A 24,092-nucleotide genomic window follows, 5' to 3' on the forward strand; every position below is an offset into this window, starting at 1 on the left:
GACATCGCTCGACCGGCGCGCGTCTGTGTCTGTGTATTCACTGATTCGGAGATAGCCATGGATGATCCCTTTGAGCGTCACCTGCGCAGCCTGATGCAGGAGGATGCCTCCCGGCAGTCCCCCAGCGAGGATGACAAGCGCCTGGAGCGTGTTCTGCACCGAGCCCACATCCACAGCGGCCTGTTCGATCTGCTCAGGCTGTTCGCCAACTGGGGCTGGGTCATCAGCGAGGGTGGGGCACGTGGGCTGCGGCATGCCAGAAGCGTGCGGCGCGAAGCCAAAAGCCCTTCTTCCACTGATCTGAATTCATAGCGAGCCCGTCATGCAACAAGAAACCTGGAGCCAGAGCTTCATCGCCGCGATGACTGCCTTGTGGACCAAGATAGCTTCCTTCATTCCCGACCTGATTACCGCACTGTTCATCGTCCTGCTGGGTTTCGTGGTTGCCCGGATAGTCGATGCGGTACTTAGCAAGGGCCTGGCCAAGCTGGGACTCGACCGGCTGATGAGCGGAGCAGGGGTGACCAAGATGCTGGGGCGGATCGGCATCTCCTCACCGGTATCAGCGGTGATCGGCAAGATCATCTACTGGTTCATCATTCTCACCTTCGTCGTCTCCGCCGCAGAAACCCTCGGCCTGGCGCGGGTATCAGCCACGCTGGATGCGTTCGCCCTGTACCTGCCCAAGGTGTTCGGTGCTGCACTCATCCTGTTGGCTGGCCTGCTGCTGTCGCACCTGGTCGCCGGCGTGGTACGTGGCACGGTCGAGAGTATCGGCGCCGACTATGCCGGTGGTATCAGCCGGCTGGTGCAGGGACTGCTGGTGATCATCACCGTGTCGCTGGCCATCGGTCAGTTGCAGATCGAGACCCAGCTGCTCAATACCGTGATCGCCATCGTCCTGGTCTCCTTCGGCGCTGCGGCGGCACTCGCGATGGGGCTGGGCAGCCGGGACACGGTCAGCCAGATCATCGCCGGTGTGTATCTGCGCGAACTCTATCAGGTAGGGGACAGGATCACGGTAGACGGCACCGAGGGCGTCATCGAGGAGATAGGCACCGTCAAGACCTCGCTCATGGATGATGAGGGGCGACTCATTTCCGTACCCAACCGTTCACTGATCGACAGACCCGTGTCGCGCTGAGCGCGACACGACCTTGCCCATTGATTGATGACACTGTTTTGACCGAGATCCCAGCTTCGCGCAGCCGTGGCCAGTTGTCCGAGATGACGGACGAAGAACTGGTAATTCGTGCTAACCGTGAACTTTTTCACACCACCGTTGCCTATGAGGAGCTGATGCGAAGGTACCAGCGCACACTCTACAATGTGTGTGCCCGGTATCTTGGCAACGAAAGGGATGCTGATGATGTATGTCAGGAAGTAATGCTCAAAGTGCTGCATGGACTCAAGCACTTCGAAGGCAAGGCCAAGTTCAAGACATGGCTATATAGTATTACTTACAATGAATGCATTACGCAGTATCGAAAAGAAAAGCGCAAGCGACGGTTATATGATGCGTTGAGCTTGGGCGGTCAGGAAGAGGCGCATGAGCTCGAGAGTCCAGCGGTAGATAGCAAGGGTCTCGATCATTGGCTCGTGCATGTCAACCAGGTGGATCGCGAGATCCTGGTGTTGCGCTTCGTGGCCGAGCTGGAGTTTCAGGAGATATCCGACATTATGAACATGGGTCTGAGTGCCACGAAAATGCGGTACAAGCGTGCACTGGAGAAGCTGCGCAAGCATATAAGCAATCCTTTTTAGGCCATTCTCATATTGCACTTTTCTCAACTCTGCTATACTCCCACCGAGTTTTGCGCAAAACCTAACGTCCGAATGGATTTAACGGGGATTCAAAGATGAAATTGAAAAACACAGTAGGTATCGTTGTAGGCGCAGCTATTGCAGCTTCCACGCTGCCGGCCATGGCCCAGAGCGCCGGTTCGGTTGAGGTGGAAGCCTTTGCGAAGCGCTATTTCACCGACAGCATGCGTAACCTGGACGACGGTACTCTGGTTGGTGGCAGCCTGGGTTATTTTGTCACCGACGACGTACTGTTGAATATCGGCCTGGGTACTTACAAGAGCCTGGAATCCGATATTACCGGCGAAGACATCGACGGTCGTATGGCCCACGTTGAAGCTGTTTACCATTTCGGAGAAGGTGCCCTGCGCCCCTACGTTTCTGGTGGTTTTGCACACCAGGAGCTGGATCAGGTTGGCACCAGCCAGCGTGACCGCACCACCATGGCAGTGGCTGGCTTCGGTGTGAAGAACTACCTGAACGAAAACTTCTTCGTCAAGGCAGGCGTTGACGCACTGTACGGCCTGGATCATCGCAACACCGAATGGCAGGCTGGCGTTGGCCTGGGTCTGAACTTCGGTGGCAAGCCCGCTCCGGTCGTAGCTCAGGCCGAACCGGCTCCTGCACCTGCTCCGGCCCCGGAACCGGCTCCTGAAATGCAGTCCGTGCGTGTTGAACTGGACGTCAAGTTCGACTTCGACCGCGACACCATCCGCCCCGAGTTCCGTCAGGACATCCAGAGCCTGGCCGAGTTCATGAAGACCTACCCGTCGGTGACCACTACCGTTGAAGGTCACACTGACTCCGTAGGTACCGATGCCTACAACCAGAACCTGTCCGAGCGTCGTGCCAATTCGGTTCGTGAAGCTCTGATCGCTGAAGGTGTCGAGTCTTCCCGCGTCAATGCTGTCGGCCACGGTGAGTCCCGTCCGATCGCTGACAACGCTACCGACGATGGCCGCGCCATGAACCGTCGTGTGGAAGCGGAAGTGGAAACACAGGTTGAAGTTCGTTAATCGATCTTCAGCAACAAAAAACCCGGTCATTTGACCGGGTTTTTTTATTGATCATTCCTCGATCTGGTTGACGCCGGGAAAGCGCAATCTGAAGTCTTCCGGCATGGGGGTTACCTTGGCCGCGAGGAAGTTGTAGAACACGAAGCCGGACTTCGCCAGGGCAACCAGGTCACCGCCATCGGCCTTGGTAATGCGGAAGATGATATCCCCGCCATACTTGTTCAGATCCATCAATCCCACTTCGAAGATCAGCGCTTCACGGGCGAAGGCTTCCTTGAGATAAGTGGTGGCCATATCGGTGACGATGATGCCGACATCATTGACGCTGACTTCCTCGATGCCGAACTGGTACAGAAAGCGTGCCCGCGCCTCGGATATCATCGAAACCATCGAGTCATTGGCCAGGTGTTTGCCCGAGTTGATGTCGGTGATGCGGACGGTCAGTTGCGTGGTGAAATAGAACTGATCTTCCGGAAACTCCAAATGTAAACGTGCCATTCTCTAAAACCTGCTGCTGCATGATGCGCCGACAACGCCTGGCTGAAACAGTCATGGCCGGCAGTGAAGGGCGCATTGTACGCGACTTGTCCCAAGGGCGACAGCAGCTTGCCGTTGGGCGCTCCATATGGAAAAGGCCACCCGAAGGTGGCCTTTCCTCAACACCTGGGCCGAGGCCCGTGAACTGCCGACTTATCAGCCGAACTGGTTCATGGTGTTGTCCTTGCCGCCAGCTTTCAGTGCTGCTTCACCGGCGAAGTACTCTTTATGGTTGTCACCGATATCGGAGCCAGCCATGTTCTGGTGCTTGACGCAGGCGATACCCTGACGGATTTCCTGACGCTGAACACCCTTGACGTAAGCCAGCATACCTTCCTTGTCGAAGTAACCTTTTGCCAGGTTGTCAGTCGACAGCGCAGCAGTGTGGTAGGTCGGCAGGGTGATCAGGTGGTGGAAGATACCCGCTTCGCGAGAGGCGTCAGCCTGGAAGGTACGGATACGCTCGTCAGCCTCGTTGCACAGCTCGGTTTCGTCGTACTCGACGCTCATCAGGTTGGCGCGGTCGTAGGCGGAAACATCCTTGCCTGCGGCGGCCCAGGCATCGAATACCTGCTGACGGAAGTTCAGCGTCCAGTTGAACGACGGGCTGTTGTTGTAGACCAGCTTGGCGTTGGGCACGACTTCGCGAATGCGGTTGACCATTTCAGCGATCTGGCCAACGTGCGGCTTCTCGGTTTCGATCCACAGCAGGTCGGCACCGTGCTGCAGGGAAGTGATGCAGTCCAGCACGACGCGATCGACACCAGTGTCCTTGCGGAACTGGAACAGGCCGGAGGCCAGGCGCTTGGGCTTGAGCAGCTTGCCGTTGGCCTTGATGACCACGTCACCGTTCTCGATGGAGTCGGCATTCTCGATGTAGTCGCCATCGAGGAAGCTGTTGTACAGGTCGCCCAGGTCGCCCGGCTCGTTGGTCACGGCGATCTGCTTGGTCAGGCCGGCGCCCAGGGAGTCGGTACGGGCAACGATGACGCCGTCATCCACACCCAGCTCGAGGAAGGCGTAGCGGACCGCGTTGATCTTGGCCAGGAAGTCGGAGTGGGGAACAGTGACCTTGCCGTCCTGGTGACCGCACTGCTTCTCGTCGGATACCTGGTTCTCGATCTGGATGCAGCAGGCACCCGCCTCGATCATCTGCTTGGCCAGCAGGTAGGTGGCTTCGGCGTTACCGAAACCGGCGTCGATGTCGGCGATGATCGGCACGACGTGAGTTTCGAAGCCGTCGATCTGGGCCTGGATTTCAGCTTCCTTGGTCTTGTTGCCTGCTGCGCGGGCGTCGTCCAGGGCGGTGAACAGCAGGTCCAGTTCGCGGGCGTCAGCCTGGCGCAGGAAGGTGTACAGTTCTTCGATCAGGCCGGAAACCGCAGTCTTTTCATGCATGGACTGGTCGGGCAGGGGACCGAAGTCGGAGCGCAGGGCGGCGACCATCCAGCCGGACAGGTACAGGTAGCGCTTGTTGGTGGTTTTCAGGTGCTTCTTGATGGAGATCAGCTTCTGCTGACCAATGAAGCCATGCCAGCAGCCCAGGGACTGAGTGTAAGCAGACGAGTCGGCGTCGTATTCTGCCATGTCCTTGCGCATGATCGCAGCAGTGTATTTGGCGATATCCAAACCGGTTTTGAAACGGTTCTGTGCACGCATGCGCGCGACGGATTCCGGGTTGATGGCATTCCAGCCGTTACCGGCGGTTTCTTTGAGCGCGGCAACTGCTTTGATATCGTTTTGATATGCAGACATGGTCAATCCTTCAAAGTTTGCGTTTGGTTCTGACGTTAGTCGACCCCGAACCCATCAGCCAGAGCCTGGGTGCGGCACTCCGCAGTGCGTCGAAACAGTGACCGGATTGAAGAATGACATGAAGAGAGAGGAGGGTGACGAAACAGTCGACGATGCGGATGGCGCGTCTCGAACAAGCTGGCAGCTTGGTAGAGTATTCGGCCGCTCCTGTATCATGCAGGCTGCTACGTTTTAATCGCTTCCCCGTCCCTCAGGACAACTTCGTTCCAGTCGCAACCTCGTCGAACTGCCTTGTGGGCTGTTGAGACACGGAGGGTTCCTTAGGTTCAGGAACCGATCCGGAGACCCTCTGAAGGGGCTCTGGCTAGCGGGAGCGAGGCAATAATGCGGGCTAAGGAATCAGAAGTCAATGCACTTTGTAGTGAATTTATTAAAACACTACAAAAATGCAACAAAGGCTAGTTGACCCGTTCTACCATCAACCGCACGCTCTGCTGCTGGGCGCTGCGGGTGGTGGTGCGCCGGCCGACGTCACGATCCTGACTGTGGTCCAGGTCATCCACACCGCCTATGGTTACCCATTCGCCGAGGCGGGTGGTGACCACGGTATCGGCTCTCTGTACCTCGATGACGTCGTCACCGGTCGGGCGCAGTCGATCGTTGCTGGCACTCAGGGTGATGGTCGCAAGGTCGCCATTGAGGCGCACCGTGGCATAGAAACCGGCGGTCACGTCATGATATTCCGTCTGCCGCATTACCTGGCCGTAGACATTGGTGGTGGTCGTGGTCAGCGGGATACTCTGGCCGGTCTGGATCAGTACCGGACTGCCTTCGCTGGCGAGGATGACCCGTGTGCCGTCATTGGCGCCACGGGTCTCGCGGCGAATGACCCGGCCCTGGTTGCTGCTCCCGGGGCGACCGACGACGATATCGCCAGCACCGGTTTCGATGCGCCCATCCACCCGGTAACCGCTCTGGCTGCCGAGCGAGCTGCCACTGTGGCTGACACTGATGCGCAGCTGCGCCGGTTGCCGGTCAAGATCCGCCAGCAGGGCACGAATTTCCTGCAGGCGTTGCGGCTCGGCGCGAATGATCAGCTGGTTGCCATGGGCGGAAACCCGCTCGTCAGGGCGCAGCAACGGCTGGATGGCGGGCAGCAGATCCTCGGCCATGTTGTAGCCGAGGGGGATGATCTCGGTCCTGGGCGCAGCGGCAAGCTGGGCGGAGCCCAGGAGCAAGAGCAGGGTGGCGCACAGGGTCAGAAAAGGTCGCAGGTTCATGGCGCAATCTCATGGGGACCGAACCAGAGTTTAGCAGCTGGACCGTACTCCAGGAATGTAACGCGCCCGCGCCCCGCCGGCGAAACCGCGGTTGCCGCAGTGCTGTCGTCGAGCAGGGGCTCGACAACCCGGTGTCGGCGCTGCATTCGGGTATCGGGGTGTAGCGCGCCTGCGCTACGCCAGCGGAAGTGCAGCCAGCACCTCGGGGCTGTCATCGAGTATGCTGGACGACCCAGTCATCAATCTTCAGTCTGGATATCAGCGGTTTTCCAGCGCATATCCTGGTGCGGTATGCCGGCATCGAGGTAGGTGTCGGAGCAGGTTTCAAAGCCAAGCTGGCGATAGAACTCCAGCGCATGGGTCTGCGCCGACAGGGTCAGGGAGGTCATGCCGGCACTCTGGGCATGCTCCATGACCGCCCGCATCAGCACATGCCCCAGCCCCTGGCCACGGGCCGAGACCAGCAGGGCGACACGGCCGATGCGCCCACTGTCCAGCAGCCTGGCGGTGCCGACCGATTGCTGGTCCAGGGTCAGCAGAAAGTGCGTCGCACCGGCATCGTCCGCATCCCACTCCAGCTCCGCCGGCACCTTCTGTTCGTCGATGAACACGGTCTGGCGGATGCTGCGCAGCGCAGGGGTCGAGTTCCAGTCCGCGGTGCGGACCTGCACGTCACTCATCGTCTTCCTCCAGCAACAGGTCGCCCTTGGCCAGCAGCTGTTCGAGCAGTTGCATCGCTTCCGGGTCGCTGCGCCAGGCCTGCAGTTGCTCGGCTCCCAGATAGTCCTGGTTGCAGATCAGTTGCACCAGCGGCAGCAGCCGCGTCGGCAGCAGGCAGTGCTCGCCACTGGCGAACAGCATGAGGTAGTGCTCCTGCTCCTGGCGCCAGGCCAGTCGCGCGCTGGAATTGCGTATCAGACCGTAATCGTGATCAAGCGCCTCGGCCAGCAACTGTGCGTCCGGCTCCTGGGCCTGCAGTTGCTCGGGATAGCGCGGCTCGGTCATGAAGCGACCGAACCAGGTGCCCAGCGCCTCGCGGTCCTGCACCAGTTCGAGAACCAGGCGCTGCAGCCGTTCGACGGTCTGCTCATCGATCTGCGCCGGGTCGGCGGGCAGGGCGAGGCCGGCATCGCTGTAGCGCTGCTGGTCGCCCAGGTACTGGCTGAGGAAGTCGGTGAAATGGGTCAGCACTTCGGCATGACTGGGCGCACGAAAGCCTACCGACCAGGTCATGCACTCGTCCTCGGCGATGCCGTAATGAGCCAGCCCCGGCGGCAGATAGAGCATATCGCCTGGCGCCAGAACCCACTCGTCCTGCTGTTCGAACTGGCTGAGAATACGCAGGTCCGGGTGCTCCAGCAGCGGACTGTCGGCATCGCACTGCTGGCCGATCTTCCAGCGCCGGTGACCCTGGGTCTGCAGCAGGAACACGTCGTAGTTGTCGTAATGCGGACCGACACTGCCGCCGGGCGCCGCATAGCTGATCATCACGTCATCCACCCGCCAGCTGGGCAGGAAGCGGAACGCCCGCAGCAGCTCGGCGACCTCGGGAACGAACTGGTCGACCGCCTGCACCAGCAGGGTCCAGTTCCGCTCGGGAAGATGGCGATAATCGTCCTCGGCGAAGGGGCCACGACGCAGCTCCCAGGGCGTGGCCCCGTGCTCCAACACGATGCGTGATTCGACTTCTTCCTCCAGTGACAACCCGGCCAGTTCATCGGCTGTCAGCGGGTTGTCGAACCCGGCGAACGCCTGACGGATCAGCAAAGGTTTTCGCTGCCAGTAATCGCGGAGAAATTCGTCGGCCGGCATGCCGCCAGGCAGGGTGGTAACGGATAGGGACATGATGGCCTCGCAGTGCTGCGGCAGGGCGGATGGGAATGAAAAGGTCAGGCATTGCCCGGCCAAGGTGCCGGACAATGCCGCAAGGCACTCAGATACGGCGGGCCTGGCCCACTGCGTTGCCGATATAGCTGGCCGGGGTCAGCGCCTTGAGTTCCTGCTTGGCCGCCTCCGGGATATCCAGGGTATCGACGAACTCCTGCAGGGCCTGCGCAGTGATGCCTTTGCCACGGGTCAGCTCTTTGAGCTTTTCATAGGCATTGGCTACCGCGTAGCGGCGCATGACTGTCTGTACCGGCTCGGCAAGCACTTCCCAGGTACTGTCCAGATCTTCAGCAATTCGTTGAACGTTGACTTCCAACTTACTGATTCCTTTGAGGGTGGACTCATAGGCAATGATGCTGTGAGCAAAACCCACACCCAGGTTGCGCAGCACCGTGGAGTCGGTCAGGTCGCGCTGCCAGCGGGAAATCGGCAGCTTGCTGGCCAGATGCTGCAGGATGGCATTGGCGATCCCCAGGTTGCCTTCGGAGTTCTCGAAGTCGATCGGGTTGACCTTGTGCGGCATGGTCGAGGAGCCGATTTCACCGGCGATGGTCTTCTGCTTGAAGTAGCCGAGGGAGATATAGCCCCAGATATCCCGGTCGAAGTCGATCAGAATGGTGTTGAAGCGTGCCACGGCATCGAACAGCTCGGCAATGTAGTCATGCGGCTCGATCTGCGTGGTGTACGGGTTGAAGGTCAGGCCCAGGGTCTGCTCGATGAAGTCACGGGCGTTGGCTTCCCAGTCGAGCTGTGGGTAGGCCGACAGGTGGGCGTTGTAGTTGCCTACCGCACCGTTGATCTTGCCCAGCAGCGGAATACCTTCGACCTGAATGATCTGCCGCTCCAGGCGGTAGACCACGTTGGCCAGCTCCTTGCCCAGGGTGGTCGGCGATGCCGGCTGGCCATGGGTGCGTGAGAGCATGGGCACATCGGCGAACTGAACGGCCAGGGAGCGGATCTCATCGGCGATGCGACGCATCAGCGGCAGCAGCACCTCATCACGCCCGCTGCGCAGCATCAGCGCGTGGGACAGGTTGTTGATGTCCTCGGAGGTGCAGGCGAAGTGAATGAACTCGTTGACCGCTTGCAGCTCCGGCAGGCCAGCCACCTGCTCCTTGAGCAGGTACTCGACCGCCTTGACGTCATGGTTGGTGGTCTTCTCGATTTCCTTGATCCGCTCGGCATGGCTCAGCTGGAAGTCATCGACCAGGCTGTCGAGCAGCTTGTTGGCCTCCGCCGAAAACGGTGCAACCTCGGGGATGCCCGGGTGTGCGGCCAGGCATTGCAACCAGCGAACCTCAACCTGCACACGGAAACGGATCAGGCCATATTCGCTGAAGATGTTGCGCAGACTGGCGGTCTTGCTGCCGTAACGGCCATCAACCGGGGAAACGGCGGTCAGGGAGGAAAGCTGCATAGGAAGTTCTCGTCATAAGGCTGGCTGAAAGGCGCAAATGATACATCATTTGGCCCGTCTCGCGGGCATGGCGATGCTCAGCAGGGTGGACAGGAAGATCAGGCCCGCCCCAAGCCAGGAACTGGCATCCGGCAGCTCGCCCCAGAACAGCCAGGCGATGATGCCGGAGAAGACGATGGCCAGATAACTGAACGGACCTATCCTGCCCAGCGGCGCCAGAGAATAGGCATGCGACATCACCAGTTGGGCGAGGGTGGCCAGCAGGCCGAGACCGCCAAGCAGCAACAGATCATGCGCTGTCAGGGGATGCCAGGCCCAGAACAGTGGTATGGCCGAGAACAGCGCGGCGAAGGTGGAAAAGTAGAACACGATACGGCTGGTCGGCTCGCTGCTGCTCATGATCCGGATCGACACCCAGGCCATGGCCGCCAGCAGGCTTGCACCGATACCCACCAAGCCCTTGATATCGAACAAGGCGCCGGTTGGTTTGGCGACCAGCAGCACGCCGGCAAAACCGAGCAGCACCAGCAGCATCATGCGCTGGGTCAGTTGCTCACGCAGGAACAGCCAGGCCAGGATCGGCGTGAACACCGGTGCCGCATAGGTGAAGACCATGGCGTCGGCCAACGGCAAGTGGGCAATGGCGTAGAAGAAGCAGTACATCGCACCCAGCCCGTAGAAAGCGCGCAGCATGTGGCTGCCCAGGCGCTGGGTACGGAATGGCGCGAAGCCGCGCAACAGAATCATCGGCAGGAAGAACAGCATACCGATGAGATTGCGAGCGAAGACGATGGTCTCGTTGTTGACCGTGACCGAGGCTTCGCGAATCAGTACGCCCATCAGCGAAAACAGCAGCGCCGACAATGCCAGCAGCGCAGCTCCCTTGCCAAGCTGTTCGCTGCGGGCGGCTTCAGCCATTTAGGATGGTCCGGGTCGCCTCCAGCAGCTTGCTTCGGGAAAACAGCAGTTGCCAGCGATGGCCACCCAGTTGTCGCCACAGGCGTGCGGAACGGATGCCGGACAGCAGCAGGGCGCGGATGCGGTTGGCCACATCCGGTTGCTGCAGGTGGCGCATGTCGCCGTGTACCTGGATGCGCAAGCGCAGGGTGCTCAGCGTGTCCTGATAGGCACTGCCGAGCGAGGCCATGACATTGTCATGCAGCAGCCCGAAATGCTGGACCTGCTGCCCGGCCTGGTCCAGCCGCTGCCCGAGCACGGCGAGCATGTCGTCGCGCTTGTCCAGTTGGCGTTCCAGTGCGATCAGGTTCATGGTGTAACGCAGGGCATCGCGCTGCAGTGCCGCGGTGTCGCGCTCGAGCATGCTGGCCACGGCCTGCAGGCCGCCTCGGATCTGATGGTGCGAACCGCCGTACACGCCGAGAGTGTCGTCCGGCGAGCGTTCGAAGATGCTCTGGATCAGGCAGCCGACCGGCCCTTCACTGTACTGGCCGCTGCGCGCCAGCTTGTCGACCTGCAGCGCCGCTTCGAATATCGCGCCCAGGGCCAGAACCTGCTGTTGGTATGACGTCATGCTGCGGCCTCGTCAAAGGCCGGGATCGCCCGCTCGATAACGCCGCCCCCCAGGCATACATCATCCTGGTACAGCACCACCGACTGTCCCGGCGTGACCGCACGCTGGGGCTGATCGAAGCGGATCAGGTAGCCGTTCGCGCCGGGCTCGATGGTGCAGTCCTGATCCGGCTGGCGGTAGCGCACCTTGGCGGTCAAACGCATGGGCTCGCTGATCTGCAGCGGATTGACCCAGTAGATGCTGGAGCATTCCAGCGCGCTGGAAAACAGCCAGGGATGGTCGTTGCCCTGGCCGACCACCAGCACGTTGCGTGTCAGATCCTTGCGCAGAACATACCAGGGCTCCTCGCCGGCGCCCTGCAGTCCACCGATTCCGAGGCCCTGGCGCTGGCCGATGGTGTGATACATCAGGCCATGGTGGCGGCCGATGACCTGGCCGTCGGTGGTTTCGATATCGCCCGGCTGGGCCGGGAGATATCGCTTGAGGAAGTCGCTGAAGCGCCGCTCGCCGATGAAGCAGATGCCGGTGGAGTCCTTCTTGCGCGCGGTCGCCAACTGGTATTTCTCGGCAATGCGTCGCACTTCGGGCTTTTCCAGTTCACCGACCGGGAACAGGGTGCGCGCCAGTTGCTCACCGGCCACCGCATGCAGGAAATAGCTCTGGTCCTTGTTGCTGTCCAGGCCGCGCAGCAGCAGTGTCTGCCCGTCACGGTCAGCGCGCCGGGTGTAATGACCGGTGGCGATCAGATCGGCGCCGAGCATCAGGGCATAGTCCAGGAAGGCCTTGAACTTGATTTCGCGGTTGCACAGGATGTCCGGGTTCGGCGTGCGCCCGGCCTGGTACTCGTGCAGGAAGTGTTCGAACACGTTATCCCAGTACTCGGCGGCAAAGTTGGCGGTATGCAGCTTGATGCCGAGCCTGTCGCTCACGGCCTGGGCATCTGCCAGGTCATCCATGGCGGTGCAGTACTCGGTGCCGTCATCCTCGTCCCAGTTCTTCATGAACAAGCCTTCCACCTGGTAACCCTGCTCCAGGAGCAGGGCTGCGGACACGGAGGAGTCGACACCGCCGGACATGCCGACGATGACCTTGGTCTGGCTGGGGGCTTTGGCTTGCATGTTCATATCAACGAATCAGATCCAGTGGATAGCGCGGTTTGTTCAGGTAATCGAGGATGCATTCCAGCACCAGCGGGCTGCGCAGCTCGGACTGGCGGGCGTGGATCTCATCCAGCGTCATCCAGTGGGCCCGGAGAATGCCGGTATCAAGCTCCAGCTCAGGCTGATGTGTCAGCGGCAGGGCGGTGAAGCAGGTACGCTGGTAGGTCACACCGTTTTCGCCACGAAACAGGTAGACTCCGGTGACGCCGGTTATTTCTATGGTCCAGGCGGTTTCTTCCAGGGTTTCGCGATGGGCGGCCTGTATAAGACTTTCGTCGGCTTCCAAATGGCCAGCGGGCTGGTTGAATACAACACGATTGTTGCTGAGTTCCTCAACCATGAGATACCGCCCTTGATCCTCGACAATGGTGGCGACGGTAACGTGAGGTATAAAGCGCATGAACTACTCCCGATTCAGGGTCGATAGGTTACCGTAAACAACCCGCCGGGTGAATGCCCGTCGGACCGTTGAGTCGGAGCGGCTGGATTTGAATGGAAAAACGGCTAGGATGCCATGAGCGGTTTTTCTGTAGTGGGCATGTAGTCACACTACATAATGACAGCAATGCAATTAGCCTGCCGTCTTGAGCAGGCGATTTTACCGTAAAAACAAAGAGTCTCGGCAGAAAGTGCGTGACTTTATGTAGGAAAACTACAACAATATGGCCCACCAAGAGCCGTATTCTTTCTGATCCGGATCAACCCTCCGGGTCTTCACTGACAACGACAACGGAGTCACAAATGGGATACCAAAAGATCCAGGTGCCGGCCAACGGCGACAAAATTACCGTTAATGCCGACCTTTCCCTGAACGTACCTGACAACCCGATCATCCCTTACATCGAAGGTGATGGCATCGGTGTCGATATTTCCCCGGTCATGATCAAGGTCGTCGATGCGGCTGTTGAGAAAGCCTACGGCGGCAAGCGCAAGATCTCCTGGATGGAAGTCTTCGCCGGTGAAAAGGCCACCCAGGTATATGACCAGGACACCTGGCTCCCAGAAGAAACTCTGGACGCAGTCAAGGACTACGTTGTTTCCATCAAGGGTCCTCTGACCACGCCGGTAGGTGGTGGTATCCGCTCGCTGAACGTTGCCCTGCGTCAGCAGCTCGACCTGTACGTCTGCCAGCGTCCGGTTCGCTGGTTCACTGGCGTACCCAGCCCGGTCAAGAACCCGGGCGATGTCGACATGGTCATCTTCCGCGAGAACTCCGAAGACATCTACGCTGGTGTCGAGTGGAAGGCCGGCTCCCCTGAAGCCGAGAAGGTCATCAAGTTCCTCACCGAGGAAATGGGTGTTACCAAGATCCGTTTCACCGAAGGTTGCGGTATCGGCATCAAGCCGGTTTCCGAGCAGGGCACCAAGCGCCTCATGCGCCAGGCTCTGCAGTATGCAGTGGACAACGATCGCAGCTCCGTGACCATCGTGCACAAGGGCAACATCATGAAGTTCACCGAAGGTGCCTTCAAGGAGTGGGGCTACGAAGTCGCCCGTGACGAGTTCGGCGCCGAGCTGCTGGATGGCGGCCCGTGGATGCAGTTCAAGAACCCGAACACCGGCAAGAACATCGTGGTAAAAGACGCCATTGCTGATGCCATGCTGCAACAGATCCTGCTGCGCCCGGCCGAGTATGACGTAATCGCTACCCTGAACCTGAACGGTGACTACCTGTCCGATGCGCTGGCTGCCGAAGTAGGCGGTATCGGTATCGCTCCGGGTGCCAACCTGTCCGACTCGGTTGCCATGTTCGAAGCGACCCACGGTACTGCACCGAAGTACGCAGGCCAGGACAAGGTGAACCCCGGTTCGCTGATCCTCTCCGCCGAAATGATGCTGCGTCACATGGGCTGGGTGGAAGCGGCTGACCTGATCATCAAGGGCACCGAAGGCGCCATCGCCAACAAGACCGTCACCTATGACTTCGAGCGTCTGATGGACGGCGCGACTCTGCGCAAGTGCTCCGAGTTCGGTGACGACCTGATCGCGGCGATGAGCTGAGTCTCAGCGTTTTGTGACAGGCACTGACAAACAAGCCGGCATTTGCCGGCTTGTTTGCATAGGGATGCCCGGTACAGCGAGGAACACGCGGGCAGGGTATCAGTTAAACAACGGTCGTCATCTCGCTCGCCCTGGCTGCTTCAGCGGTTTTGCGAACAGGTTCGCCAACCGCTTGAATATTCACGGCGTGCAGGCCCTTGGGCCCCTGGATGATGTCGAACTGTACAGGCTGTCCCGCCTTGAGCGTTCGGTACCCATCCATCTGGATAGCTGAGTAGTGAGCAAAAAGGTCTTCACTGCGTCCGTCGGCTACCACGAAGCCATATCCCTTGGCATTGTTGAACCATTTGACCTTGCCAATCTCCATACTGCATTCCTCTGCTGTCCCCATATATCTATGGGTGGTGAAATCCCGATATCGACATGTTCCGTGGGCGATAGCGGATACCTCCCGCAGGGCATGCCTGTTACACTTTTTAACATTGAATCAAGGCAAGTCAAGCTGGCTGCCGACAAGCTGTGTACCAGTGCACGTTTTGCCTGTAGCCTGAGGGCAAAGGGCGATGACGGGTCAGTCATGGCACAGCGAGACGGCAACCGTCCCGGAATATCAACCAGTAACACAAGATATTTGCAAAGATGGAAATTCAACTAACCTTTATGCAGGGGCCGGGTCAACCGGAGCATGAGGATGACAGCGGCCTGGCGGTAGAGACGGGCAAGCCCGAACTCAAGCCGCCGGCGCGTTATCAGGTGGTCATGCTGAATGACGATTACACGCCGATGGATTTCGTGGTGGAAGTGCTGGAAACCTTTTTCATGCTGAACCGGGAAAGGGCTACACAGATCATGCTCAGGGTCCATACTGAAGGCAGGGCGGTCTGCGGAGTCTACTCACGGGATGTCGCCGAAACCAAGGCAGCCCAGGTAAACGAGTACGCCAGGGAATGTCAGCACCCGCTGATGTGTCAGATAGAACGGGAAGCGTAATAAAGCGACCTATGTCGCATGATGAGGGGGCACTATGCTTAACAGAGATCTGGAGATCACCCTGAACCTGGCGTTCAAGGATGCCCGCAACAAACGCCACGAATTCATGACGGTCGAGCACCTGCTGCTCGCGTTGCTCGACAACCAGGCCGCCATCGCGGTGCTGCGCGCCTGTGGTGCGGATATGGAGCGCCTGCGCCGGGAGCTGTCCGAGTTCATCGACTCGACCACGCCCCTGATTCCCGTCCAGGACAGCGAACGTGAAACCCAACCCACCCTTGGCTTCCAGCGCGTGCTGCAGCGTGCGGTGTTCCACGTGCAGAGTTCGGGCAAGGGCGAGGTCAACGGTGCCAACGTGCTGGCGGCGATTTTCAGCGAGCAGGAAAGCCAGGCGGTATTCTTCCTCAAGCAGCAGCAGATAGCGCGCATCGATATCGTCAACTTCATTTCCCATGGCATCTCCAAGGTCGCCGATGACAGCGAGAGCATGCAAGTCGACCAGGAAAGCCTGGACGAGGAGGGCGGCGAGACCATCTCGGCGAACAATCCGCTGGAAGCCTACGCCAGCAATCTGAACGAACAGGCACGCCTGGGACGGATCGATCCCTTGGTCGGCCGTGCGGCCGAGGTAGAGCGGGTGGCGCAGATCCTGGTGCGTCGGCGCAAGAACAACCCGCTGCTGGTCGGCGAGGCCGGGGTCGGCAAGACCGCCATCGCCGAGGGGCTGGCCAAGCGTATCGTTGATGGCGAGGTGCCGGACATTCTCACCGAGGCAGTGGTGTACTCGCTAGACCTCGGTGCGCTGCTGGCCGGCACCAAGTACCGCGGTGACTTCGAGAAGCGCTTCAAGGCCTTGCTCAAGGCACTGAAGAAGCGGCCGCAGGCGGTGCTGTTCATCGACGAGATCCACACCATCATCGGCGCTGGCGCGGCATCCGGCGGAGTGATGGATGCCTCCAACCTGCTCAAGCCGCTGCTGTCCTCCGGTGAGATCCGCTGCATCGGCTCCACTACCTTCCAGGAGTTTCGCGGTATCTTCGAGAAGGATCGCGCTCTGGCGCGGCGCTTCCAGAAGGTCGATGTGGTCGAACCCTCGGTCAGCGACACCATCCAGATTCTCAAGGGGCTGCGCAGCCGCTTCGAGGAGCACCATGGCATCCGCTATACCGACGAGTCGCTGAAGGCCGCCGCCGAGCTGGCCGACCGCTACATCAATGACCGCCACATGCCGGACAAGGCGATCGACGTGATCGACGAGGCCGGTGCCTACCAGCGGCTCAAGCCTCAGGAGGAGCGGCCCGAGTGCATCGATGTCGCCGAGGTCGAGGCCATCGTGGCCAAGATCGCCCGCATCCCGCCCAAGCACGTCTCCACCAGCGACAAGGAGCTGCTGAAGAACCTGGAGCGCGATCTCAAGCTGGTGGTGTTCGGCCAGGACCAGGCCATCGAGGCGCTGAGCACGGCGATCAAGCTGTCCCGCGCCGGGCTCAAGTCAGCCGACAAGCCGGTGGGCTCGTTCCTGTTCGCCGGGCCGACCGGGGTCGGCAAGACCGAGGTCACCCGCCAGTTGGCCAAGAGCCTCGGCGTGGAGCTGGTGCGTTTCGACATGTCCGAGTACATGGAGCGGCATACCGTGTCCCGGCTGATCGGCGCACCACCCGGCTATGTGGGATTCGACCAGGGTGGTCTGCTGACCGAAGCACTGAACAAGACCCCGCACTGCGTGCTGCTGCTCGACGAGATCGAGAAGGCGCATCCGGAAGTGTTCAACCTGCTGCTGCAGGTCATGGACCACGGCACCCTCACCGACAACAACGGGCGCAAGGCCGATTTCCGCAATGCGATCATCGTCCTGACCACCAATGCCGGGGCCGAGTCCATGGCGCGCTCGTCGATCGGTTTCACCACCCAGGACCACACCAGCGATGCCATGGAGGTCATCAAGAAGACCTTCACCCCGGAGTTCCGCAACCGCCTGGATACCATTATCCAGTTCGGCCGGCTCAGTCACGCCAGCGTCAAGTTCGTGGTGGACAAGTTCCTCACCGAACTGCAGGCGCAGCTGGAAGACAAGCACGTGCTGCTGGATGTGGACGATGCTGCACGCGACTGGCTGGTGGAGCATGGCTACGATCCGTTGATGGGCGCGCGGCCCATGGCTCGCCTGATCCAGGACAAGATCAAGCGGCCACTGGCCGAGCAGATCCTGTTTGGCGAACTGGCCGAGCATGGCGGCACGGTGCACGTCACGCTGCGTGATGGTGAGTTGGTACTGGACGTACCCGAGGAGGAGATGGCCTGATCCGGTTCAGGCCGGGCGGGGTGGTATGCCCCGTCCGGCCCTGCTGGATCAGAGCGAGAACTGCGCCCATACCGGCGCATGGTCAGAGGGCTTCTCCATCCCGCGGATGGCGTAATCGATACCGGTATCGACACACTGCTCGATCAACCCCTTGCTGGCCATGACCAGGTCGATACGCAGTCCGCGCTTGGGGTCGTCTTCGAAGCCACGGCTACGGTAGTCAAACCAGCTGAAACGATCCGCAACGGCAGGATTCATATGACGGAAGGTGTCGACCAGGCCCCAGTCCTTGAGCTTCTGCAACCATTCGCGTTCTTCGGGCAGGAAGCTGCACTTGCCGGTACGCAGCCAGCGCTTGGCATTGGCCTCACCGATGCCGATATCGCAATCCTGCGGCGAGATATTCAGGTCACCCATTACCACGATGCGCTGCTCGGGGCTGAAACTCTGCTCCAGGTGGCTCTGCAAGTCGGCATAGAAGCGGGTCTTGGCTGGGAACTTGATCGGGTGGTCGCGACTCTCGCCCTGGGGGAAGTAGCCATTGAAGACGATCAACGGCTGACCGTCGGCACAGGGCAGGGCAGCGCTGATCATCCGGCACTGGGCGTCTTCGCCATCCTCCGGAAAGCCCTTGCGTACCCACAATGGCTCTTCGCGCGTCAGCAATGCCACACCGTAATGACCTTTCTGACCGTGAAAATGCACGTGATAGCCCAATGCCTGGACCGACTCCAACGGAAAGGCCGGGTCATCCACCTTGGTTTCCTGCAGGCCGATCACATCGGGGGCATGTTGCGCGACCACCTCTTGCAATTGATGAGGCCTTGCCCGCAACCCATTGATATTGAAAGAGACTATTTTCATTGCGTTCCTGTCATTAAAAATCGGAAAAGCCGCAGCGATGCTCGGCCTGAAACGGAGTGCATGTTAGCATCCCCTGCAGGTCCGTTGTTTGCGCGCCTGACCCCTTAGTTGCTGGAAGAGAATATGGTCCGTTTTTTTGTGCTGTCGGTACTGCTCCTGCTTGCCACGGCGGCGCGCGCCGAACTGGAAGTCAGGGTGGAACCACGCAATGACGCGGCCAAGCGCAATATCGAAGCCTACATAGGCACGCTTTCAGCGGACAGTCACCAGGCGATGTGGCGCCTGGCGCGTTCCAGTCGCGAGCAGGCGCTCAGCGCATTGCAGGCTCTCGGCTACTACCACGCCCGGGTAAGGCCGCGCGTCACCGGCGCACAGAGCGAACCGGTCCTGGTGCTGGAGGTGGCACTGGGCGAACCGGTGCGGCTGGATGAGGTGACCTTCGATATCACCGGTCCCGGGCGTGACACCGAGTATTTCAGCATCCCGCGCAGCCGCTACCTGATGCCCGGCGCGCAGCTGCACCATGGCCGTTACGAAGATACCAAGACGCTGTTGGAGAACCAGGCGCTGCGCTACGGCTATTTTTCCGGCAAGTTCCTGGAGAACCGCATGCTGATCGATGTCGATCAGTACCTGGCCGACATCATCCTGCGCTACGACACGGGTGAGCGCTACCGGCTGGGTGAGGTCAGTTTTTCCGAGACACCATTCGATCCGGACCTGCTGCAACGCATGGTGCCATTTCGCCCCGGGGTGCCCTACGATGCGGACCTGGTCGCGGAGTTCAACCGCGAGCTGCTGTCCAGCGGCTATTTCGAAACGGTTCAGGTGTCGGCGCCATCGAACCTGGCGGTGGATAACGAGATCCCGGTGCAGGTCAACCTCAAGGCTCGTAACCAACATACCCTGGGCTTTGGCGGTGGTTTCTCCACTGACGTGGGCCCGCGCGCCAAGGCTGACTGGACCCAACACTGGCTCAACTCCCGGGGCCACAGCCGTGGGGCAGAGCTGGAGCTGTCGGGGCCACGACAGAAGGTTTCCTCCTGGTACCAGATCCCACTGACACCGCCGCAATCCAGTCACCTGCGCTTCTTTACCGGCTGGCAGAGGGAAGACATCGACGACACCGAAAGCGAGAGCCTGGTCGTCGGTGGTCTGTTCCAGCGGCGGCTGGACAATGGCTGGAACCGCAGCATAGGCCTGCGCCTGGAGCAGGAGCGCTACTCGCTGGGTAACGACTCGGGCCACAGCACACTGCTGATCCCCAGTCTCGGCTTCCAGCGCACCATCAGTGATGACAGCATGGACCCCAGCCGCGGCTACAGCCTGATGATGGACCTGCAGGGTGCCAAGGAAGGCATCATCTCGGATATCGATTTCGTCCGGCTGAACATGTCCGCCAAGGGCCTGTATACCCTGTGGGACAACCACCGCTTTCTGGCCCGCGCCCAGGCCGGGGGGATAGCCAGCAATGGTTTTGCCAGTGTGCCAGCGTCGTTGCGCTTTTTCGCCGGTGGCGACCAGAGCGTGCGTGGCTACGACTATCGCACCCTGGCTCCTACCGATGAGACCGGCGACCGCATCGGTGGCCGCTACCTGCTGGCGACCAGTGCCGAATACCAGTACGAGTTCAAGCCGAAGTGGCGTGCCGCGGTCTTTGTCGATCATGGTAATGCCGTGGACAGCTGGAAGGACCCGATGAAGACCAGTGCCGGCCTGGGCATCCGCTGGGTTTCCCCGGTCGGGCCCATCCGCCTGGACCTGGCCAGGTCGGTGAGCGATCCGGATGAGGGCTTCCGTATCCACTTCTCCATGGGGGCCGAACTGTGAGCCGTTTTTTCCTCAAGGCCCTGCTGCGCGGCCTGCTGATCCTGCTGCTGGTACCTGTGTTGCTGGTCGCGCTGCTGGCTGCATTGCTGTCCAACGAGGCGTTCAACCGCTGGCTGATGAACAAGGCCCCGGAACTGGAGCCGCGCCTGCAACTCGACTTCACCGGCGGCCAGTTGTGGCAGGGATGGCGCTTCTCCAGCCTGCGCTGGAGCGACACCGGCATCAATGTCACGGTCGAGGATCTGCAGTTCGCCTGGTCACCCGGCTGCCTGCGCGGCAAGCGGGTCTGCATCGATCTGCTCAGCGCCGAGCGCATCAGCATCCTCACCAGCGAGGATGACAGCCCCAGCGAGCCACGACAGGACATCAGCCTGCCAAGCCTACAGCTGCCGGTCGGCATCCAACTGCAGCAGCTGCGTATCGGCAGCGTCTGGCTCGATGACCAGCAGGCGTTGCTCAGCGATATCCTGCTGCAGGCTCAGGCTAGTGGCGACCACCTGCATATCAGCCGCTTCAGCGGCACCGGACCCGACCTGACATGGGATGTGGAAGGGGACGTGCGCATGATCGGTGACTGGCCCCTGCGCATTCTCGCCGATGTGCAATTGCCGGCCATGGATGAGCGCCCCTGGCAACTGCAGGCCCGTATCGGCGGCAGCGCCGCAGACCTGCAACTGGAGGCGCGCAGCAGTGGCTATCTGCCCGGCGTACTGACCGCCAGTCTCCATCCACTACAGGCGGAGCTGCCGTTGCAGGCGCATTGGCGCGGCGAGTCTTTCCTGGCACTGCAGTCATTACCGCCGAGCCTGACGCTCAACGACCTGGTACTTGAACTGGATGGCAACCTCGAGGACGGCATCGCCATGCAGGCCAGCGGCAATCTGCCGGGCGAGGGCGGTAACGTCAGCATGAGCCTGCGCGGACAGGCGATGACCACAGGCGTTTCCGGAGTCAACCTGCAGCTCTGGGTGACAGAACAGCCGGAGCGGGACCTGCGTCTGTCCGCCGAAGCCGACTGGAGTGAGGAACTGGCGGCACAGGCCGAACTGGCCATGCAGCAGTTCCCCTGGCAATGGCTGTACCCGCAGGATATCGGGACGCTGGAAATACAGCAGCTCGGGCTGCAGGCCCAGGTGCATGGTGAACGCTTCAGTTCCGACCTGCAGGCGCAGTTGACCGGGGTAGCGGAGCAGACCGCCGAGCTGAGCCTGTCGCTGGCGGGCACACCAGAAGAAATCACCATCGCCCCCCTGGCCCTGACTACCGACAACGGTCGCCTCAATGGCCAGGCTGTCATCGGTCTGCTGGAGGGCGTCAGCTGGAATGCCAGCCTGCTGCTCGAGGAGCTCAACCCGAGAGTATTCGTTGCCGAATTGCCCGGCTCGCTCAGCGGTCCGATCAACAGCGAAGGCAGCCTGCGCGATGATGACCTGCAGCTCTCCGCCGGCTGGGACCTCAGTGGCACACTGCGCGGCCAGCCGCTGGCCCTGTCCGGTGCGCTGGCGGGCAATGACCAACAATGGCAGGTCAACGACCTGCTGCTGCGCCAGGGGGAAAACCGCATCAGCGGTGCCGGCTATTGGGGCAATACGGTTGAGGGCCGTTTCGACATTGCACTGCCGCAATTGCGTACCCTGTGGCCGGGCCTGGCCGGCAGCCTGAGTGGTACAGCACTTGCCTCAGGCTCGGCTGAGGCACCGAAACTGACTATCGACCTGCGGGGCGAGCGGGTAGGGTACGAGGACTTAGGCCTGGCGCAACTGGCACTGGACGGCAACCTCACCCTCAATGACCAGTTGCCCGTCACCCTGAATCTGACAGCCAGCCGGCTGCGCAGCGGCGATACCCGGCTGGGTGACCTGAGCCTGTCCGCCGACGGTAACAAGGCGTCCCATCGCCTGGCCATCGACCTGCAGGGTGGTATCGTCGAGCTCAACAGCCGCCTGTCCGGTCGCCTGACCGATGAACGTTGGCAAGGTCAGTTGAGTACCGGCAGCATCGCCAGCGACGAGATGCTCTGGCAACTGGATGAGCCGGCAGCGCTGAGCTACCGGCTGGCCAATGGTGACCTGCGGCTGGGAGCCCACTGCTGGAGCCATCTGCATAGCCGGCTGTGTTTCAATGGCGAACAGCGGCTGATGCCCGATCGGCAGCTGCATGTGCAGTTGAGTGATTTCCCGCTGGCTTCCCTGCAGCCTTGGCTTCCCGAGGACTTCACCTGGGATGCCAGCCTGAACGCCGATGCCAGTTTCCGCCAGAGCGCCGGGGCCCAGCCGACCGCCAATGTGCTGGTCAGCAGCCGCAATGGCGAGATCAGCGTCAGCAACGCCGAGCAGGACCTGCAACTGCCCTATGAAACCCTCGAGTTCAGCGCGCAGCTCGACCCCAGGCGCGCACGCACCCAGTTGCAATTGCTCAGCAGTGGCCTCGGCAACCTTGATATCCAGGCCGACATCACCGACCCCAGCGGCGAGCAGCGCCTGGAAGGCAGCTATCGCCTGAGCGATGTACAGCTGGATATCCTGCGGCCGTTCCTGCCCCAGGTGGACACCCTCAGCGGCGATCTGGTCGGCAACGGCGTGCTCCGCGGAACTCTCACCGAACCCCAGGTCGAGGGGGAGATCCGCCTGCGCGATGGTCATGTCAGTGGTCCCGAATTACCAGTCAGTTTCGAGCAATTGCAGGTATTGATCGGCATCAGCGGGCAACAGGCTAACATCGATGGCCAATGGCGCAGCGGCGCAGGGCAGGGCAGACTGGCCGGCACCGCCGCCTGGGCGCCATCGCTGGCAGTGGATATCGCACTGACCGGTAACGACCTGCCGATTCACGTCGACCCTTACGCGGATCTGCTGGCCAGCCCCGATCTACATATCGGCCTGGCCGACAACAACCTCCGGCTCACCGGCACCATCGCCATCCCCGAAGGCGAGATCACCGTCCGCGAATTGCCCCCCGCAGCGGTCAGGGTATCGGCCGATGCCGAGATCGTCGGAGCCGAGGAGCAAGTGGAGGAGGGGCTGCCGATGGGCATCAGCGCCGATATACGTCTGGCCATCGGCGACCAGTTGCACTTCAGCGGTTTCGGCCTGACCGGACGTCTCAGCGGGCTGCTGCAGGTCAGGGAAAACATGACCGCCACCGGCGACCTGAACATCCTCGACGGCCGCTTCCGCGGCTATGGCCAGCGGCTGGAATTGCGCCGGGCACAGATCCTGTTCGCCGGCCCGCTGAGCAAACCGTACCTGGATATCGAAGCCATCCGCCGGGTGGATGACGTGATCGCCGGGCTGCGCCTGACCGGTCCGGCTGATGCGCCGGTATCGGAAGTGTTCTCCGAGCCGACCATGGCCCAGGAGCAGGCGCTGGCCTATCTGATACTCGGCCGTCCGCTGGGCGCCGATGGCGGTGACAGCAACCTGCTGGGCCAGGCGGCACTGGCTCTGGGCATGGCCGGCAGCACACCGCTGGCGAAGAATATCGCCGGCTCGCTGGGTATAGAAGACTTCCAGCTCGATACCGAAGGCAGCGGCCTGACCACCAGCGTGGTGGCGACCGGATACATCACCGAAAAACTGAGTTTGCGCTATGGTGTAGGGGTATTCGAACAGGCCAACCAACTGGCGCTGCGTTACGACCTGACCAAGCGCCTGTATCTGGAAGCCGTGGGCGGCCTGGCCAGCTCACTGGACTTTTTCTACCGCATCGATTTTTGATGC

General features: G+C 60.9%; 21 protein-coding genes. 9 read left to right on the forward strand and 12 right to left on the reverse strand.

All coding sequences use genetic code 11. From position 1 onward, the window contains the following. Positions 1 to 57 precede the first annotated feature (57 nt). The 4 genes from H6X51_RS12750 (at position 58) to H6X51_RS12765 (ending at position 2,819) form a co-directional block, all read left to right on the forward strand. Positions 58 to 312 (forward strand): hypothetical protein, encoded by a 255-nt coding sequence (locus H6X51_RS12750; protein WP_185267869.1) that lies wholly within the window; start codon positions 58 to 60, stop codon positions 310 to 312. A 10-nt stretch (positions 313 to 322) separates the two neighbouring features. Further along, on the forward strand, positions 323 to 1,144 hold the full coding sequence (locus H6X51_RS12755; RefSeq protein ID WP_185267870.1) for a mechanosensitive ion channel family protein: 822 nt from the start codon (positions 323 to 325) through the stop codon (positions 1,142 to 1,144). Positions 1,145 to 1,182: 38 nt separating this feature from the next. Beyond that, positions 1,183 to 1,764, forward strand: a complete 582-nt coding sequence (sigX, locus tag H6X51_RS12760; protein WP_185267911.1) for an RNA polymerase sigma factor SigX — start codon at positions 1,183 to 1,185, stop codon at positions 1,762 to 1,764. 95 nt (positions 1,765 to 1,859) lie between these two features. Further along, positions 1,860 to 2,819, forward strand: a complete 960-nt coding sequence (locus H6X51_RS12765; protein ID WP_185267871.1) for an OmpA family protein — start codon at positions 1,860 to 1,862, stop codon at positions 2,817 to 2,819. Positions 2,820 to 2,870: 51 nt separating this feature from the next. On the opposite strand, the gene H6X51_RS12770 is transcribed toward H6X51_RS12765, so the two are convergent. From H6X51_RS12770 to H6X51_RS12815, 10 genes are all read right to left on the reverse strand, one after another. After that, complete coding sequence (locus H6X51_RS12770; protein WP_185267872.1) at positions 2,871 to 3,317, reverse strand: thioesterase family protein; 447 nt, start codon at positions 3,315 to 3,317, stop codon at positions 2,871 to 2,873. Between the two features lie 195 nt (positions 3,318 to 3,512). Beyond that, the gene (locus tag H6X51_RS12775) at positions 3,513 to 5,111 is read right to left on the reverse strand and encodes an isocitrate lyase (protein ID WP_185267873.1); all 1,599 of its coding nucleotides are present in this window, start codon (positions 5,109 to 5,111) and stop codon (positions 3,513 to 3,515) included. Positions 5,112 to 5,569: 458 nt separating this feature from the next. Then, positions 5,570 to 6,391 (reverse strand): secretin N-terminal domain-containing protein, encoded by an 822-nt coding sequence (locus H6X51_RS12780; protein ID WP_185267874.1) that lies wholly within the window; start codon positions 6,389 to 6,391, stop codon positions 5,570 to 5,572. 239 nt (positions 6,392 to 6,630) lie between these two features. Beyond that, a complete protein-coding gene (locus H6X51_RS12785) occupies positions 6,631 to 7,071 on the reverse strand; it encodes a GNAT family N-acetyltransferase (protein ID WP_185267875.1) in 441 nt (146 codons plus the stop codon). Continuing rightward, positions 7,064 to 8,236 (reverse strand): ribosomal protein uL16 3-hydroxylase, encoded by a 1,173-nt coding sequence (locus tag H6X51_RS12790; protein WP_185267876.1) that lies wholly within the window; start codon positions 8,234 to 8,236, stop codon positions 7,064 to 7,066. Before H6X51_RS12790 ends, H6X51_RS12785 begins: the two co-directional genes overlap by 8 nt. Positions 8,237 to 8,324: 88 nt before the next feature. Continuing rightward, positions 8,325 to 9,695, reverse strand: coding sequence for an adenylosuccinate lyase (purB, locus tag H6X51_RS12795; RefSeq protein ID WP_185267877.1), 1,371 nt, complete (start codon positions 9,693 to 9,695; stop codon positions 8,325 to 8,327). A 45-nt stretch (positions 9,696 to 9,740) separates the two neighbouring features. After that, positions 9,741 to 10,613 (reverse strand): DMT family transporter, encoded by an 873-nt coding sequence (locus H6X51_RS12800; protein WP_185267878.1) that lies wholly within the window; start codon positions 10,611 to 10,613, stop codon positions 9,741 to 9,743. After that, positions 10,606 to 11,226 carry a high frequency lysogenization protein HflD gene (hflD, locus tag H6X51_RS12805; protein ID WP_185267879.1) on the reverse strand — a complete coding sequence of 207 codons (621 nt, stop codon included), beginning with the start codon at positions 11,224 to 11,226 and terminating at the stop codon, positions 10,606 to 10,608. Before hflD ends, H6X51_RS12800 begins: the two co-directional genes overlap by 8 nt. Then, a complete protein-coding gene (gene mnmA, locus H6X51_RS12810; protein ID WP_185267880.1) occupies positions 11,223 to 12,344 on the reverse strand; it encodes a tRNA 2-thiouridine(34) synthase MnmA in 1,122 nt (373 codons plus the stop codon). Before mnmA ends, hflD begins: the two co-directional genes overlap by 4 nt. Before the next feature lie 7 nt (positions 12,345 to 12,351). Continuing rightward, positions 12,352 to 12,786: an NUDIX hydrolase gene (locus H6X51_RS12815; RefSeq protein ID WP_185267881.1), complete on the reverse strand. Its 435-nt coding sequence runs from the start codon at positions 12,784 to 12,786 to the stop codon at positions 12,352 to 12,354. A gap of 341 nt (positions 12,787 to 13,127) precedes the next feature. On the opposite strand from H6X51_RS12815, the gene icd reads away from it, so the two are divergent. Beyond that, positions 13,128 to 14,387 (forward strand): NADP-dependent isocitrate dehydrogenase, encoded by a 1,260-nt coding sequence (icd, locus tag H6X51_RS12820; protein WP_185267882.1) that lies wholly within the window; start codon positions 13,128 to 13,130, stop codon positions 14,385 to 14,387. Positions 14,388 to 14,490: 103 nt separating this feature from the next. Here icd and cspD read toward each other — a convergent pair whose 3' ends face one another. Beyond that, entirely contained in the window at positions 14,491 to 14,754 is a 264-nt protein-coding gene (gene cspD / locus H6X51_RS12825; protein WP_185267883.1) for a cold shock domain-containing protein CspD, read from the reverse strand. Positions 14,755 to 15,014: 260 nt separating this feature from the next. Here cspD and clpS point away from each other — a divergent pair, with 260 nt between their 5' ends. After that, positions 15,015 to 15,377 (forward strand): ATP-dependent Clp protease adapter ClpS, encoded by a 363-nt coding sequence (clpS, locus tag H6X51_RS12830; RefSeq protein ID WP_185267912.1) that lies wholly within the window; start codon positions 15,015 to 15,017, stop codon positions 15,375 to 15,377. 34 nt (positions 15,378 to 15,411) lie between these two features. Next, positions 15,412 to 17,679, forward strand: coding sequence for an ATP-dependent Clp protease ATP-binding subunit ClpA (clpA, locus tag H6X51_RS12835; protein WP_185267884.1), 2,268 nt, complete (start codon positions 15,412 to 15,414; stop codon positions 17,677 to 17,679). A gap of 48 nt (positions 17,680 to 17,727) precedes the next feature. Here clpA and xthA read toward each other — a convergent pair whose 3' ends face one another. After that, positions 17,728 to 18,543 carry an exodeoxyribonuclease III gene (gene xthA, locus H6X51_RS12840; protein WP_185267885.1) on the reverse strand — a complete coding sequence of 272 codons (816 nt, stop codon included), beginning with the start codon at positions 18,541 to 18,543 and terminating at the stop codon, positions 17,728 to 17,730. Positions 18,544 to 18,666: 123 nt separating this feature from the next. On the opposite strand from xthA, the gene H6X51_RS12845 reads away from it, so the two are divergent. Further along, positions 18,667 to 20,373 carry an autotransporter assembly complex protein TamA gene (locus tag H6X51_RS12845; protein ID WP_221627343.1) on the forward strand — a complete coding sequence of 569 codons (1,707 nt, stop codon included), beginning with the start codon at positions 18,667 to 18,669 and terminating at the stop codon, positions 20,371 to 20,373. Continuing rightward, positions 20,370 to 24,089, forward strand: coding sequence for a translocation/assembly module TamB domain-containing protein (locus tag H6X51_RS20340; RefSeq protein WP_185267886.1), 3,720 nt, complete (start codon positions 20,370 to 20,372; stop codon positions 24,087 to 24,089). Before H6X51_RS12845 ends, H6X51_RS20340 begins: the two co-directional genes overlap by 4 nt. Positions 24,090 to 24,092 lie beyond the last annotated feature (3 nt).

The organism is Halopseudomonas xiamenensis (genome assembly GCF_014219065.1).
Classification (GTDB): domain Bacteria; phylum Pseudomonadota; class Gammaproteobacteria; order Pseudomonadales; family Pseudomonadaceae; genus Halopseudomonas; species Halopseudomonas xiamenensis.